The following is a 15830-nucleotide window of genomic DNA, read 5'->3' on the forward strand; positions in this document are numbered from 1 at the left end:
TTAACCTCCTGTAAAATTTGAATACCGGCCTGATCAAGAAAATATCCCGTAGTTGATGTTTCTTTTGTCTGCTAACCCGGGAATCCCGAATGTTCGAAAAGTGATGGATAATTGAAGAGGCAGCGCTTTCTATTATTTATGATCAGAATCATAAACCTCTTACCCTATCTAAATCCTGATTTTAAGCACTTTTGAGCATGATTGTTCTGATGCAGTTATTCGATTTTCTTTGTACCAGTAAACCGTTACCATAACAGAGCAAGTGGGATATTGGGGCTATCCACTTTTGATCAGGCTACACAATGCCTGGAATTCGTTCAGACTGAACTTGTCGATGTCAGAATGCCGTTTGACATACTCAGAGCAGACAGTGTTGAGATTTTGCCGGATCAGATCAATCACAACAAGAAGGAAATTACCATGAAAACTGTTAAACATCTGCTACAGGAAAAGGGACATACTGTAGTGACTATTGATTCGGAAGATTCAGTACTGAGTGCTATGCAGAGAATGGCTGCCAATAATATTGGTGCGCTACTGGTTATGAGCGGCGGGCAATTGGTCGGTATTTTTACAGAACGTGATTTTTCCAGAAAAGCATATTTATTGGATAAACCGGTAAAAGATACGCTGGTAAAGGAAATTATGACCCGCAAAGTGTTTTATGTCAGACTGAGTGATACCAATGAAGATTGTATGGCTCTGATTACAGAAATGCGCGTTCGGCATTTACCCGTTATAGACGATGATAAGGTTGTCGGCCTGCTTTCAATCGGAGACTTGGTCAAAGACGCTATTTCTCAATGTCAGTTTGTCATTCATCAGCTTGAGCGTTACATTTACGATACGCCAGGAAAAATTTGACAGGAAGATTTTTACACATCAAAGCAATGAAAGCATTGCTTAAAATACTGCCCGATGTATTTAATTAAGCCTTTCTCTCGTATGAGCTTGGAAATTCTTGTCATCAGTAAATCGATGTGGCAGCTTGCAACGTTTGATAGGCTAGCCCAACTTTGATGTTATGAGCGACGGCATCGCATTAACATAATTGGACGAATAAAGTTTCTTTCTTTAATTATACTGACCAGGCTAAACAAGGTGCTGGATCTGCCTATCAGTGGTGATGAACCGGAACAATGCTGTATATGCTGCTGCAATACGTCATGTGGCCTTGGTAGGAGTGGATATATCGATCTGAAACGTGACTATGAATGTAGCGGAGGGCGACAAGACCATTGCCATTCACTGGGGGTCAGGCACACATTGTTGTCGGTCGTGCTTCAGCCGGATGAGCAGAAAAAAGAAGCGACCTTCTCCGATATTCTCTGGATAAACTATCGGATCTGACCTGTGAGCGGGCTTAGAACCTGTTTATAATCTTTCCCCATCGCCAAGAATTAAGGGCAGATACCGGATATTTCAATAAGCATAAAAGAACAAACTTGCGGTAATTAACCAGAATTTTCCGGCAATTTTCACTGCGTGGTCTGAATAAGGTCAAGGGAAAATGAACCTCGGTTTGTCTGGGCAGTGGTTGATCAATACGGCAAGGGTAGCGTTATAGCCCGATTATCGCCTCATGGATTTCACCTGGATTATGACCAGCTGCCCGATCCACCTCCTGTGCCGGTCACAGTAAATACTGAGCCCGACTGAAAATGTCCGAGAAGTGTATTTTCAGAATCCCGGAAATAAAGTACCGTATAGTCTGGGGTGGCTGTGAAAGTAAAGCTTGTGGTTCTTTTGTACAGATCATCCAGAGATGAAGACGCATTTGATAAATATACATCACCAAATAACGCCCCTCCTCCGAGGAAGTTGACGCCTCAAGTGCTGCCATTGAACGATTTTCCTCCATTAATATTACACTGTGCTTTAACGTAGCCAACTAGGCTGGTAAGTGATCCGTTTGCAGAAAATGATTGAGCAGTTTTCAACTTGGTTTCAGTAATCTGCTCAAGATTTTTATTTATCACTTCAACACTTAATTATTCTTTTAAACACTGTTTAAAGTCATCTGCTAACTGAGTACTACTCAAGGCATCCTCTTGGTAAATTAATTCTGGAGACTGAATGCAAGACAGACCGACAAGTCTCTTTATCAGAACGGACGAATTTAAATTTTATAACAAAGATAAGAGCAATGAAATCCTCTCTTTTTTTGCGATCATAATTTTCATTGGGCAGTACTATGTGTGTGCGAAGTCATTATTTGCTCCTCGCTCTACCTCCCTGTTAAGGTATTTCTCCTGAAATGCTTTCTTTGGCAGGGGGAATGTAGTAGATGTACCCCCGCCGGTTCCCTCATTTCCGGCGGGTTTTTATTTTTGTATCTGTCAAGCACATCGGCCATCTTTTCCTATGACAGAGGGTTTCTTTGTGCAAGTAAGTAGTTCTTACTTACCCTATATTCCCGATCCGTCCATGCCTGCTTTGCAGCGGCGCAAATGCCTCATGCTCTGAGTGATACAACTCAAGGCTCTGTCTATCTATCGCGATCCATTCCGTCACCAGCAACTTTTCAGGAGCGGTTAAGGCATCCCACAAAGGATTACCCACTTCACGCGACAAGTTTCTCGCTCATGCCTTCTATTTGGTAACCAGGTTTTTCTGTGCTCACGATATTGCGAATGGAATCTCTTCCGGCAATGGGCTGGCTATGTCCACTTCAGCCGGGGGAAGAGTACTCAAAGCAGGTGCAGGCAGGGCTTTCACTTTCTTGTCCGGCATGGAGGGGATATAGCAGCAGGCTTCGGCAAACTTGCTGGCCGGCAGATTTTTGTAACTGCTGATCATAAAGTGACGATTGAACCAGCTCCAGCCATAAGGGTGGTCTTTCCCTTCCGGGAATCGGATTGCTATCAGGTTGAAGATAATTCCTTCCTGTTCCTTGGAGACGAACTGGCCCGCAACGCAGTCATTTCGATCGACAATAATCTTTCCGCGCTTTTCGAGTAACTCTCGATATTTTTCCGGGGTTAATGCGCCTTCTGAGGGTTGAGTTTGCCGATCTAGGAATACCCGAAAAACCATGGCTGACGGGCGCGGGCTATCCGCTGTAGGAGAGTGTGTTCAGCACCTGAGTGGAGGATAAGCCGGACGGACAACCCCTGCCAATTTTTAGGCTGTGTCATATTCCAGAAATATCTGGAGGTTAGTATGGTTGCGTAACTTTCTCATAGCCTTGTTTCCTCCTACGAGCATAGGCCCTTAAATCCCTGCCCACTCCCTGGTAGCAGGGATTTTTTTTTATCAATGATTGATAATCAGATCATTTTTGTGGCGTTGCGAAAATGATGATTGAGGTTGGAAATGTTGATCAAACATGCAAAATTCTCACTTAAAAATAAGCATAAATGGGCATGGTTTGGCATAGCTTGGGCAACAATTTTTGTGATTAAATTATAAGAGGGGCATTCGTAAAAATGGGTTGAAGATGGATCAAAGTTCGCCCGTCTCGATCATGCGGATGAGTGTTGACAATTACCGATGTTGTTCTGGATGTTCGAGACGATGCAGCGCGGTTTGGTGATGATGTAGATTATTTCGTCGTTGCCCATCCACTTCGGCGTCTCGAAACGGACGGTTTGCTCAAGCTCGTTGATGTAGTCACAGAAGATGTTGCGAATTGTCCCTTCGACCACACTGGTTTCGTCGGCCAGTGCTGTGAAGGTGCGCATCAAGCTCTGCTGCCCGATCCATTTTACCAGCTGCTCGGTCATCATCCGGTTCCCGGCTAGCAGCGCCTGCGAGAAGGTCTTGCCGCAGACTTGGCAGTGTATCCGCTGGGTGTCGGTGTAGATACCCATGCGCTTGCCGTGCATGGGCAAGTCCTTGAACACCTGCGGGTGCCTCATAAGGTCAGACGGTCGGATTGGCAGTGAGGGCAGGCCGAGGTCACGAGCACCGGTTCGGCGGTGACGTGGTAGTCGTGGTCGGATTCCTTAACCCGCAGCATTCGGTACTGCGGGAGGTTCAAGATATTGGCGGGCATGATCAGGTCCGCCGCATGTATTCAAAGAGGTGATCGCCGTAAGTTGTATAAGTTGTACTGCCACTGCAGCCAACTTGCCAGTCATACAAACTTTCGCACAGGCAAGGGCGGAACATGATCTACGCTCGACAGATCAAGGCGGTAGTGCCAGTAGGCCCAAGAGCGTTCGTTGAACTGACCTGCTTCAGCGTGCGTCAGGACTTCGCGAAGTGCCTCATCGCCAACTTGCGAGATAAGGGTCTGAACGTCAGCGTAGTCGCCGATGTTCATGGCTTGAGTAATCACATGCTCAGGCATGACTACAGCTTCTTCCAGTGTTTTTTCCACCAGATGTATTTGCTGGCAAACGGTTTAAATGATTCCTGGCTGATCCGGATCATGATGGCATCTCTCCAACGCACTTTTACGATTTTGGACAAATGAAATGGACCGTACGCCAGGAGAGCCAAAGGCGCAACACGCTTTTTGTCTGAACAACATGAAACAGCATTTTGTTGAAAAAGGTGTCAAAGAGGTCGTTTTTGACAGTTTTCCCTCTGTTTTTTGTTTGATTTCCCATTTGAAGATGCAATGATGAGGCCATGCGTTTCAAATTTCATGCCAGGCAAACTGAGGTCCATTCTCCCTTGACCTTATCCAGGCCACGCGGTGAGAATTGCCGTAATCCCATTGCGGATTTGATAGTGCCAAACATGGGTTCGACAGTTTGTTTGCGCAGTACGTACAGTTTGTGTCCAGCAAAGCCGTTGTCGGTTAGTAAATGTTCGATCTTCCTCAGTGTGGCAGGTAATTTTGTCAGCCGATCGAGCATCGGCTTGACCTGTTCCCGGTCGTTACAAGCTTGTTTGATTGTCGGTGCAATAATCAGCATGTTGTCTGTATCAACGATCGCTTGGGCATTGTAAGCCTGCTCAAATCCACCGCCAGAGGTAGGCATAATGCGTGACGCTTCGTTTGTCAGATTGATCTAGTCTTCGTTTGTTGGCCCGGCTGCAGGCGGTGCAGGTGGTTTCCAGCCCAGTTTTTTGCCGTTTGTTCTGGCTTTTTCTTCCCGCCGTGCCAGTTTATTCTGATATTCAGCCAGTTCAACAGTTTCACTTCATCCGGTATGCCAGCGCCTGATTTAGCTGCATTCTCCTCTTTTGATTTTCATCGGTCAGGAGCGTTGTCGCCTCAGCTACTACTTCTTTGCACTAATAAATCCTCATTTTTGTTATTAACAACAAACGCATAAAGGTGACGATGTAAAAACACTATTTTCTAATCCTTCATTCAACCTGGAAACCGCGGTTGGATGCGTCCGAGTATGCATTTGGCGTGCTGTCTGGCAAGGCGTGACGAGGCGCATGATCATTCCCTGCAACGAGGAGCAACGGAGCCAGGCGGGCAAGCGGGTGCGTAGCGGTCTCACCCACCAGGTTAGCATGAGCGAAGGCAGAAAGCTCACTATCCATCATGGTTTCCTGAGGCTGATAAGCGATCAACTGCGGTTTTCAGGTTCATGTTCATTACGCTTGACAATAGGTGCGACAAATTGTCGCGCGACAATTTGTCACATTGACGGTATGAATTTCCGGGTTTAACTTCTAAAAAGGATATTCAATTGAAATACTGAAAGGTGGCTCCATGGTTTTGAGCAATGAAGAAGATACAACAATTTATCACGTAGCCATTAATCATGAAGAACAGTACTCAATATGGCCTGAGTATAAGGAAATACCGAATGGGTGGCATTCTGCAGGCAAATCCGGAAAGAAAGATGATTGCCTTGCCTATATTGAGGAAGTATGGACGGATATGCGCCCACTGAGTCTCCGTAAGCAAATGGCTGAGACAGAATCTCAAATCAACCCCCGATAATTCCACGGTTTACCTGGTTAAAGATGATTCAGGCTCAATATGTTCTGGATAGGCACTTCAATTTGCAACCGATCGGTGTGTCGGGTGAATTGTATATTGGTGGTGCAGGTTTAGTTCGAGGCTATCAGAATCGAGCAGCACTGATAGCGGAGCGGTTCATTCCCAATCTATTTAGCAGGCAGCTGCTGGGTGAGCGGCTGTATCGTACGGGTGATCTGGTACGTTATCGTGCGGATGGGAATATTGAATATCTGGGGCGTACTGATCATCAGGTGAAGATTGGTGGATTCCGGATCGAGCTGGGTGAGATCGAAGCAGCGTTATTGCAGCATGAAGGAATCGAAGAAGCGGTCGTCATCGTACGTGAAGACAACCCGGAAGATAAACAGCTGGTGGCTTATGTTGTGAGCACTGAATCGGTACTGGATATTGAAGTACTTCGCACTCATCTTAAAACCAGTCTGCCGGATTACATGGTTCCGTCAGCATTTGTGTTTCTTGACCATTTTCCTCTGACACCCAATGGCAAGCTGGATCGCACAGCCTTGCCTGCTCCCGATATCGATCATCAGCTGACACGTGAATATGTTGCATCGCGCAATCCGACTGAAGCAATCCTGGCTGAGATCTGGGCTGAAGTGCTTGGTGTTGAGAAAGTCGGTATTCACGACAACTTCTTCGAGCTCGGCGGTCATTCTTTGTTGGTAATGCAGATGGCATCGAGGATTCAAGCCGCACTTCAAATCAAAATATCGCTTCATACCTTATTTGAGGAAATGACAATAGAAGCGCTGGCAGAGACTATTGAAGTCGTTCAGTGGCTAGGTGAGCAGAATAAAGATGATATTGGAAGTAACCAGAGCTATGAAGAATTTGAATTATAAAAAGCTAGCAAATAGCTGTGTTTGTAAGTAGGTATATTTAAAAGAGAGTTTTTAAAGTGAATAATAGATCACAAGAATCTATCAGGTTTACTGACGCCTCGTACAGAGGGTTATTTCAATTTATTTTTGCCGTTGTGCTGCTCACTATGAGCGCATTGCTCTATGCCGCATCGGCGGTACTTGATTTGCCGGCTGCGCCATTACCACAGGCGTTAGACCGGTTGGCTCAGGTTATGGATCTGCAGATTAAGAAACCCGAGCGGATATCCGAGCAAATAGCACCTGCGTTGAAAGGCGACTATACCGCGGAGGAAGCGCTTACTTATTTGTTGGCGGACAGTGGTTTTCAGGCTCAGAAAACAGAACAAAGTCGATACTTGGTGCAGGCATCGGAAAGTGCAGGAAGAGTACAGCAGCTACCTGAAATGACTGTCACCGGCGCCTCTGCCAATCCCGAATTGAGCGGCTACACTACTAACCGCGCTGACAGTCTCACCAGGACGGATCTGCCTCTGAGCGACATCCCCGTCTCAATCCAGGTGGTACCGCATGAAGTGTTGCGCGACCGCGCAGTGAGCCAGCCCGGCCAACTGCTAGAAAACGTCAGCGGTGTGCAGGCTGAAGCCAACTACGGTGGAAATCGCGGAATGTTCTTCAATATACGCGGTTTCACTACCCACAGCAGCAGTCGCGATGGATTCCAATACAACGGCAACCTGGTTACTCGCGATGTGCAGAACATCGAACGGATCGAAGTGATGAAAGGGCCGTCCGGTACACTCTATGGCGGTGTTGGTTCGCTAGGTGGCCAAGTCAACACGGTTTCAAAACGGCCGCTCGACTACAATTATGGTGCAATCAATCTGCTGTGGGGGAATTACCAACAATGGCGACCGACTTTTGACATCAACCACGTCCTGGGTAAAGGTTTTTCCGTGAGATTGAACGGTGCGTACGAGAACAACGATACCTTTCGTGATGGTGGCAGTTTCGAATCATATTCCCTAGCTCCGGCAATATCCTGGCAAGGGGAAAGAACCAGTGTCGAGTTACTAGGGGAATACAATCGCTTCGACCAGGATTTATTCGACTTTGGCCTGCCTAATCTGCCGAACTTCCGCCACCTCTCCCGTACCCGTTACTTCGGGCTGCGCAAAGGAGACTACCCTGACCTTCCAGGCGATAGCGGACTCAACGAGACTTACGTGGGTACTGCTATCCTCCATCACCAGTTGAGCCAGACCTGGGGTCTTCGGATCGCCGCACAGTACCACAGAGCCACTCAGGACTCGACCCAGTCCTTTCCTGACAACTACCTGTACACTGGCGATAATAAGCTACACTTTACCCATTACATGAATGGCCATGAGTGGTCTCGTGGACATGCCGTTCAAGCTGAGTTGCGCGGACAGGTCCATACCTGGAGCTTTGAGCACAACTTGCTGTTCGGCACGGAATACAGAAAGGTCGTAAACGGATTCAACAATACCGACCAAACGGGTTTTATCCTCGACCTGTTTGATCCTGGCATGCGTTCTGCTCATCACGAGCCTATCATTCTGGGCGAAGGTTATAATGAGGGCCGGGGAGACGATATTGGAATTTATGCACAGGACCTCTTGACACTGACATCTGCGGTGAAGCTGTTAGCCGGTCTTCGACTGGATCGTTTTCATAACGAAGCCGAGAGCAGCGGTTATACGAATAGCGCGAACCAGATGACGCTGTCTTGGCAGGTCGGTGCGGTGTGGGAGTTAAATCCGACAACTGCGTTGTTCACCCGTGTGGGTCGGTCACACTCGCCAAATATTACACGAAGCATCGATGCCAGCGTGTTTAACGCCGAAGTTGGTACCCATAAAGAAATTGGTGCCAAATTTAACTTTTTTGACCGGCGACTGAACGCTACGCTAGCAGCCTACCAGCTAACCCGCCGTAACATTCTGACCAGCGATCCGAACGACCCCTTACGAAACATCCTTGCAGGACGTCAATCCAGCCACGGCTTCGAACTTGATGTCAGTGGTGAGTTGACACGGCGCTGGAAGGTAATTGCCAGCTATGCCTATACCCACGCCAAAGTGAAAGCGGATGGCTTCTTCCCGGTCGGCGATAAGCTGCCCGATGTGCCTCGGCACAGCGGCAATCTGTGGACGACCTACGAACCCGGTGGTGCTCTGCAAGGCCTCGGTGTGGGCGGTGGCATTTATGCTGCCTCATCGCGCCAGGCAACTCTGCCGAATTCCCACAAACTGGGTGCCTACGTACGCATGGATACCACCGCCTATTACGACACTGGTAACTGGCGTGCCCAGTTTAACGTCAACAATCTGTTCGACACCAAGTACTACTACGGCGGCTCGAGCGGTGTCTACAACTACACCCTAATCCCCAATCCGCGGCGCACATTTTTACTAACGCTGTCTTACCGCTTATGAAAAGGAGATATAACTCATGAAAATGATTGAACAGTGGTGGACTGAACCCGATGTTGGTGACCAGTCGATGGAGGACGAGCATGGCGAGTTCTGGGAACGCGTTGCCTTGCAGACCTTTGACGTCAGCCTTACGGACAAAATCCTGCTGGATTTTGGTTGCAACCAAGGTGGATTCCTGCGCAAGCTGTACGACGAGCACAAATTCCGCCAAGCCGTTGGCATCGATCTGGCCCGCAGTTCGATCGAAGTCGCCCGTTCGCGATGTGGTGATCGTCCGATCGAATACATTGCCACCGACACTATGGTCGATTTTGAGAACCGGTTCGATATTGCCATCAGCACGGCGGTGATCTATCTGATAGAAGATCTGAGAGACCATGCTCAACAGATATACCGGGCACTGAAGCCGGGTGGTATCTATTTCGCCACACACCCAGACTACATGAACGACGCTGCCGGTACCGAAATACGAACGGCGATCAATCGCTTCGCTGCCATCAAGGTCAAGGAGCACACCCTAGATGATATCGCGGATGCCTTCATCGGGGCCGGCTTCAAGACCAGCATCAAGCGCATCGTGCCCAAGGGCTACACCTCGCTCTCCAAGCCGAGCGCATGGTACCAGAAGGTTATTAATCATGTCGACGCGGAGTATGTCCACAACTATGCCTTCCGCTGTGAGAAGGTACGATGAAAGGGACTACGCAGGTCTTTAGTGACCACCTCCTTGTGCCATTTTCACTCCCATCATCTTAAACAGGATTAGCGAGTTACCGATTATGAAAAACATTTATCTATCTGACAGCACCGTCGATCTGAAACGGCGCATCCTGGAAGCTGGAGAATGCATACTCGCATTCGGTGCTTGTGGTCCGGAGAATGCGCAGTTTCATCAAGCCCGCTACAAATTGTACTCCATCGCTAGCTCCGACGTGTCGGTTAGCGACGCGAGCGTGATCGCCGCTGACGCGGACGTTCTTGCGCTGGCCCGCGACGTCTTTCCTATTTCCTGCGACGCCGGTGTTCTCGAAGAATGCCGGATTGCAGAAAATTTATTAGGGGAATCTAACCTGACCTTCGGCAAGATCTATCGTGCCTACCATGGACAAATTTACCAGAGCCTGATGGAGGACGAGCTGACCTGGCTCGAACGAGAAGGCCAGCTGCACTCCTGTACTGAATCTACTTATCCGCCCGGTGCCACTCAATGTTGTCGCGTTGGCTACATAGGCGGTGGCGCGCTGCCGCTCCCGGCCATGCTGTTAGCGCAACGACTCGGCTATCAGGTGGTGGTGTTGGATCCTCACGCCAGATCCGCCGCCTTCGCCACGGAGTTGATTGCCAAGGTGGGGTTGGACCATCTGGTCCGCATGATTTGTGTTGATGGCAGTAAGTACGATTTCAGCGATTGCGACTTGGTGTTCGTGTCGAACTGGATCGCCGACAAGCAACCTTTGTTACGCCATCTGCGGAAGTTCACCAATATCCAGCACTTCATCTTCCGCAGCGCGCCCTGTAATAGCCTGGGTTTCATTATCAATGACATGATTGATCCCAATCGAGTCTGCGAGCATGGTTTCAGGTTCCGATATCAGACAGAGAAACGGCCAGGCCTCTCTCTGATCTCGCTGATATTCAGCCTGCTGAGGCAATCGGAAGCCACCGATTCGACAGAGACCATCTGTCGTGCCGATGACAAGCCAGCCAAGATGGCCACTAGCAGGAAACGATTGGTGGCCGATTCGATCACCGATCTGATCGGTAATACGCCGATCTTGAAATTGAACCCAGCCAAGACTAGTCTGACGAATATCGACTTATACGCCAAGCTCGAGCATCTCAACCCGTTTGGCTCGATCAAGGATCGGACGGCATGGGCAATGCTACGCCCGCACTTGGGCACTCTGCAGTCCAGTAACAAGCAGCTGTTGGAGCTATCGAGCGGCAATGCAGCGCGTGCGCTTCAGGCCGTGGCATCTATCCATGGCAGCGCCCTCGAAACCATTACCAACCGTATCCGTATTCAGGAGATGCGCCGCATGCTGGTAGTACAGGGCGCCAAGGTTTCACCGATGGCGAGAGATGTCGATCCCACCGATGCCATGGCAGCCTTACTGTACGTCGATGCGCGCGCATGCGAACAGCGCGATCGTTATCTCTATACCGATCAATACCGCAATCCCAACAATGACTGCACCCACTACGCCACCACGGCACGGGAGATCCTGGAAGATCTTGGCCCGGTCGACTACTTTTTTGCGCCAGTCGGCACTGCGGGTTCCAGTATTGGTATCAGCCGACGCCTTCGGGAAGCGAACGAGAAATTGAAAGTGTCCGGTATCGTTTCGACCAAAGACAGCGCCATTCCCGGCATCCGTCACATGGATGAGATGTTCTACGTTGGCCCCTTTGAGGAACAAAAGTATGACCAGTTGGTCGGCATCACGGCGAGCGAGGCACTTGATGGCATGCTCGCCCTAATCCGTGACTATGGAGTGATGGCAGGTCCTTCCAGTGGCGCCACCTATCTAGCTGCACTGCGCTACCTGCGAGCCATTGATGCCAAGCAAACAGAGCGCAAGAGTGCTGTAATCATCGTCTGTGATCGGGTGGAACTGTATCTGAGCTGGATCGAGCAGATGCGTCCCGCGCTGTTCGAGGGTTATGAGACACCCGAGGCAGAGCACGCCACCGTTGCAAACTCTGCGGCACTGGGGGCTTGAGGTGTGCGGAATCGCTGGATTCGTTGGTCGCGAGACCCCGGCAACCTTGCGCATTGGGGTAGTCGAGGACATGGTGCGAACGGGTGCCATGCAACGTCGCGGGCCGGATAGCCGAGGCACAGTGATCGCGGACGAACGAGTCGTACTGGGCAATACTCGTCTGCGCGTGAACGATATGCGTAATTCTGAGGCAGACATGCCGATGCAGAGTGCCGACGGCATGCTGACTCTGACCTTCAACGGCAAAATCTACAATCATATCGATCTGCGGCGCTTGTGTCCGGACTATCACTTCCGTACCAAATCGGATGCCGAGAGCCTGCTCGCCATCTACCAACGTCATGGCCTGGACATGCTAAGTATGCTCGAGGGCATGTTTGCCTTCTGTCTGCACGATCGGTGGGCCAGACGAACGCTGCTGGCTGTGGATCCAACGGGACAAAAGCCACTGTACTACACGCTTGGGACCGGAGACGAACTGTATTTTGCCTCGGATATTGAGACCATTTTGCGTGTTCCGCATCTCAACTTCAGCTGGGACCGCGAAGGTTTGGCCCAGGCCGCTGGCATCATGTTCGTGTTTGGCCCTCATACTCATATCCGTGAAATCAAGAAGCTTGAGGCTGGATGTTACCTGGTCGTAGAGCAGGGTGAACGCCCGCGTCATCGGCGCTATCACAAGATCGTCATACGTGATGAATCGCAACAGGATGTCACCGCAGTCACTGAACGTATTCGGGACGCAGTGGCTGCAGGCTGCACGCGCTGTTTTGACCTGGAGGTTCCGTATGCCTATTTATTAAGCGGCGGCATTGATTCGTCCAGCGTGGTAGCCCGAGCTAGGAGCCAGGGCTTGGAACTACACACCTATGCTATCGGCTTTCCCGAATCTGGGTTGAGGACAGGTGCCATCATGCATAACGAGTTCAGCTACTCTCGGCTGGTGGCCGAGGCCTTCGGCACGGAGCACCGGGAAATCGAGGTGACGAGCCAGACCTATTGCGAGGCCATGGATCGCTGGTGGTCGCTGTGCTGCGAACCGAACGGTGCGCCCGAGGCGGTCTGTCTGTTCATGCTGTTCGAGCAAATCGCCGGCGACGGTCATCGCGTGGCGTTTTGTGGCAGCGGTCCGGATGAGGTATTCGATGGTTACAGCCATGGACACAGGCTGAAAACCACCCCCTCGAGGCTGTTGGCAGGTGCCTATTTCGATTATTTCAATGCGGTGGGAGATATTGACCTCGGGCAACTGATGCCCGAGGTCGATGCCCGCGCCGCCTTCATCTCCGCCGTGCAACCCTATCTCGATCTGTACGCGCATGATACGCAGGACAGTCAACAGCTCATCTGCCTGCTCGATTATCACGGCGAGTGCGTAGTCTCCGAATATCGTCAAATAGACATGGCCAGCATGGCGCACAGCATTGAAGTCAGAAATCCACTAGCCGACCAGCAGGTCATTCAAAGTGCGTTTTCCTTTCTACCGAGGCTTAAGCACTATGAAGATTCGGAAAAATGGATCTTCAAGCAGGCGATGTCGCCCTGGCTCCCTGGCGCAATCTCGAGCCGAAAGAAGATCGGCTTTCCAGTGCCGCAGATGGTATATGCGTCGCCCGAATTTGAGGTGCGGATGGAGAGTTCGTTGGAGTCGGATAGCGGCCTTGATAAGCTTGGGCTCTTTGACATGGCCTATCTCCGACGGGCTTGGCGCGAGCGAGGGAGCCACGGCTATGACATCTTCTATCGCCTGCACGGCATGGATGTCATCGCACGCCGCCACTCGTCTTACCTAAGTCGCAAAGAACAGCCGCCACACCAGTAATGAATATCACTCAATTCAGCGTAAATGGGGGCACCCGGAAAGGCCGGCTCGATCTGATGTCAGTGATGTCTGCGTTATTCTTATGCGGATTACGGCACCGACGGCAAGTCGAGACTGAGCTTCTGGCAGTCAAGCTTTACCAGAGGTGGCCGCCCAAGCTGACTATTCCGTGTCCAGCATAGCGGCCAAGGCCACGCGGCGCGAATGGATCGGTTTAGCAGTGATCACCCTGCCATGTCTGCTGTACTCCATGGATCTGACAATCATGACCTTGGCACTGCCGACCATCAGTGCAGCGTTGTACGCCACTAACGCACAGATGCTATGGATGGTGGATATTTATGGCTTCATGGTTGCCGGCTCCCTGATCACCATGGGTACTATCGGCGACCGCATCGGGCGACGGCGACTGTTGCTGATTGGTGCAGCGGCTTTTGGCATCGTCTCGATCCTCGTTGCACTGGTCAAAAGTGCCGGTGCCTTGATTCTTCTTCGCGCCTTGCTCGGAGTGGCTGGCGCAGCGCTGGCACCGTCCACGCTCTCGTTGATTCGCAACATGTTTCACAACAAGAACGAACGGACGACAGCTATCGGCATCTGGATGGCTAGCTTCTCGGCCGGAGCGGTGATTGGCCCCTTGCTTGGCGGGATACTGATTACACATTTTCATTGGAGCTCGGTATTTCTCATTTCCGTACCTGCGATGTTGCTGTTGTTGGTACTGGGTCCCTGGTTGCTGCCTGAATATCGCGATCCGGCCCCGGGCCGTGTCGACCTGTGTAGCGTACTGTTATCGCTAGGCGCCGTACTGGCTGTTGTGTACGGTATGAAAGAGGGGGCAGTACAAGGCTTGAGCTGGTCGCCTGTTTTGTCGCTGGTCGTTGGTGTGGCGCTGGCCGGAGTATTTCTGCATCGTCAGACGCGACTGGCCTATCCCATGGTGGATCTACAGCTGTTCAGCAGATCTGGCTTTTCCGCGGCCATGCTCAGCTACGCATTCGGCTTCTTTGTGTTGTTTGGACTCTCAATCCTTCTGACTCAGTACTTGCAACTAGTGCTCGATCTTTCGCCATTCACGGCTGCCTGCTGGCTTGCGCCCTGGGGAGGTGCCTTCATGATTGGTTCCGTCACAGCGCCGCGCATCGCACGCTACTGGCATCCCCGCCTCATCACCACCTGTGGCCTGCTGCTGTCGGCATTGGGATTTGCCCTGTTGACGCAAGTGGGTGGTTCGTCTGACAAGGAAGTAATTATCACTGGGACAGTGATATTGGCGCTGGGGCTGACACCGCTGTTCACCTTCAGCGTCGAGCTGATCATCGCTCAAGCCCCTTCGGAGCGGGCGGGAGCTGCGGCAGCCTTGTCCGAGACAGGCTCCGAACTCAGTGGTGCGCTGGGCATCGCCCTGTTGGGCAGCCTCGCTAGCCTGATCTACCGCATGGAGTTTCCGCCTGAGTCATTATCGGGCGTGCCGGAAGGCGCTCTCGCATACGCAAATGATTCCCTGAGCGCGGCGATCGCCATTGCTGACGAATTACTTGAGCCCGCAAGGATCGAGTTGCTTGCCGCCTCACGGTACGCATTTACCGTCAGCATGCAATTCATTGCCGCAACGTCGATGCTGATCGTGCTGGCGGCGGCAATGATTTCCTGCCGCACATCTTGAGTTGCGGCAGACGCGCTTAGATGTTTAGTCCCACAGTGTGCTGGAATGGGTCAAAGATAAAACGATCTGGCTCATTTGTCTAGATTTTGCAGATGTATTCATAGGGCGTTAGGCCCTTGAGAGTTTTTAGTCTTTTGGCAAAGTTATAAGCCATCACAAAGCTATGGAGACGGGCCTTCAACTGAACCACCGCCAAGTCTGATTGTACATTCGGATCGTGGGTCGCAGTATGCCAGCAAAGCATACTGCAATCTGCTGAAAGCAGATGGTTTTATTGGCAGCATGAGCCGCCGAGGTAACTGCTGGGACACTCAGTCCACAATACGTTTAGAACGTCGCTCCGATCTGACCCGTGCTGGGATTGGCTAAATTGCCTTTGCATTGACCTGTCGATCGGTTTTGGCGTTCCCCGAGCATGCCGGGCCCAGCTTGTGACCTGA

12 protein-coding genes and 3 pseudogenes are annotated in these 15830 nt (G+C 50.8%); 9 read left to right on the forward strand and 6 right to left on the reverse strand.

Going from position 1 to position 15830, the window contains the following annotated elements; genetic code table 11:
• Nucleotides 1-420: 420 nt before the first annotated feature.
• Entirely contained in the window at nt 421-864 is a 444-nt protein-coding gene (locus ABO04_RS08720) for a CBS domain-containing protein (protein ID WP_160810273.1), read from the forward strand.
• Between the two features lie 1755 nt (nt 865-2619).
• Here ABO04_RS08720 and ABO04_RS08730 read toward each other — a convergent pair.
• The 5 genes and pseudogenes from ABO04_RS08730 to ABO04_RS08750 all read right to left on the reverse strand — a co-directional run bounded on the left by ABO04_RS08730 (nt 2620) and on the right by ABO04_RS08750 (nt 5454).
• Nucleotides 2620-3036, reverse strand: coding sequence for a hypothetical protein (locus ABO04_RS08730; RefSeq protein WP_160810274.1), 417 nt, complete (start codon nt 3034-3036; stop codon nt 2620-2622).
• A 428-nt stretch (nt 3037-3464) separates the two neighbouring features.
• Nucleotides 3465-3827, reverse strand: a complete 363-nt coding sequence (locus ABO04_RS08735) for a hypothetical protein (RefSeq protein ID WP_193565789.1) — start codon at nt 3825-3827, stop codon at nt 3465-3467.
• A 251-nt stretch (nt 3828-4078) separates the two neighbouring features.
• Nucleotides 4079-4324: a hypothetical protein gene (locus ABO04_RS08740; protein ID WP_205012768.1), complete on the reverse strand. Its 246-nt coding sequence runs from the start codon at nt 4322-4324 to the stop codon at nt 4079-4081.
• Between the two features lie 268 nt (nt 4325-4592).
• Nucleotides 4593-5084 (reverse strand): annotated as a pseudogene (locus ABO04_RS08745) (transposase); the annotation flags it as partial.
• Nucleotides 5085-5265: 181 nt separating this feature from the next.
• Complete coding sequence (locus ABO04_RS08750) at nt 5266-5454, reverse strand: hypothetical protein (RefSeq protein ID WP_160810276.1); 189 nt, start codon at nt 5452-5454, stop codon at nt 5266-5268.
• Nucleotides 5455-5623: 169 nt separating this feature from the next.
• Between ABO04_RS08750 and ABO04_RS08755 the strand changes: the two genes are divergently transcribed.
• The 7 genes from ABO04_RS08755 (at nt 5624) to ABO04_RS08785 (ending at nt 15390) form a co-directional block, all read left to right on the forward strand.
• The gene (locus ABO04_RS08755) at nt 5624-5857 is read left to right on the forward strand and encodes an MbtH family NRPS accessory protein (RefSeq protein WP_160810277.1); all 234 of its coding nucleotides are present in this window, start codon (nt 5624-5626) and stop codon (nt 5855-5857) included.
• 23 nt (nt 5858-5880) lie between these two features.
• On the forward strand, nt 5881-6741 hold the full coding sequence (locus ABO04_RS08760; protein WP_160810278.1) for a phosphopantetheine-binding protein: 861 nt from the start codon (nt 5881-5883) through the stop codon (nt 6739-6741).
• Between the two features lie 146 nt (nt 6742-6887).
• The gene (locus tag ABO04_RS08765; RefSeq protein ID WP_160810279.1) at nt 6888-9179 is read left to right on the forward strand and encodes a TonB-dependent receptor; all 2292 of its coding nucleotides are present in this window, start codon (nt 6888-6890) and stop codon (nt 9177-9179) included.
• 16 nt (nt 9180-9195) lie between these two features.
• Nucleotides 9196-9873, forward strand: coding sequence for a class I SAM-dependent methyltransferase (locus ABO04_RS08770; protein WP_160810280.1), 678 nt, complete (start codon nt 9196-9198; stop codon nt 9871-9873).
• An 85-nt stretch (nt 9874-9958) separates the two neighbouring features.
• Nucleotides 9959-11902, forward strand: coding sequence for a pyridoxal-phosphate dependent enzyme (locus ABO04_RS08775; RefSeq protein ID WP_160810281.1), 1944 nt, complete (start codon nt 9959-9961; stop codon nt 11900-11902).
• Nucleotides 11844-13724 (forward strand): asparagine synthase (glutamine-hydrolyzing), encoded by a 1881-nt coding sequence (gene asnB / locus ABO04_RS08780; protein ID WP_240141489.1) that lies wholly within the window; start codon nt 11844-11846, stop codon nt 13722-13724. The genes ABO04_RS08775 and asnB overlap by 59 nt, the downstream gene beginning before the upstream one ends.
• A 169-nt stretch (nt 13725-13893) precedes the next feature.
• Complete coding sequence (locus tag ABO04_RS08785; RefSeq protein ID WP_160810283.1) at nt 13894-15390, forward strand: MFS transporter; 1497 nt, start codon at nt 13894-13896, stop codon at nt 15388-15390.
• A 79-nt stretch (nt 15391-15469) separates the two neighbouring features.
• On the opposite strand, the pseudogene ABO04_RS08790 reads toward ABO04_RS08785, so the two are convergent.
• Nucleotides 15470-15574, reverse strand: a pseudogene (locus ABO04_RS08790) (IS481 family transposase); the annotation flags it as partial.
• Between the two features lie 2 nt (nt 15575-15576).
• On the opposite strand from ABO04_RS08790, the pseudogene ABO04_RS08795 reads away from it, so the two are divergent.
• Nucleotides 15577-15699: pseudogene (locus tag ABO04_RS08795) on the forward strand (IS3 family transposase); the annotation flags it as partial.
• Between the last annotated feature and the right edge of the window lie 131 nt (nt 15700-15830).

The organism is Nitrosomonas sp. HPC101 (assembly GCF_009833125.1).
Classification (GTDB): Bacteria; Pseudomonadota; Gammaproteobacteria; order Burkholderiales; family Nitrosomonadaceae; genus Nitrosomonas.